The sequence below is a fragment of the Neisseria benedictiae genome (assembly GCF_958267435.1).
GTDB classification, from domain to species: domain Bacteria; phylum Pseudomonadota; class Gammaproteobacteria; order Burkholderiales; family Neisseriaceae; genus Neisseria; species Neisseria bergeri.
Genome location: NZ_CATQFV010000055.1, coordinates 1 through 214 on the forward strand (window position 1 = coordinate 1; position 214 = coordinate 214).

The 214-nt window shown below is 45.8% G+C and carries 1 protein-coding gene; it reads right to left on the reverse strand.

The features are described from left to right. The coding region (locus Q3O12_RS06410; protein WP_301669772.1) for a hypothetical protein at positions 1–214 on the reverse strand (214 nt) is incomplete at both ends.

A 214-nucleotide genomic window follows, 5' to 3' on the forward strand; every position in this document is an offset into this window, starting at 1 on the left:
TGCGGAAACTTATCGGATAAAACGGTTTCTTGAGATTTTGCGTCCTGGATTCCCACTTTCGTGGGAATGACGAATTTCAGGTTGCTGTTTTTGGTTTTCTGTTTTTGTGAAAATAACGGGATTTTAGCTTGTGGGTATTTACCGGAAAAAACAGAAACCGCTCCGCCGTCATTCCCGCGCAGGCGGGAATCTAGGTCTGTCGGTGCGGAAACTT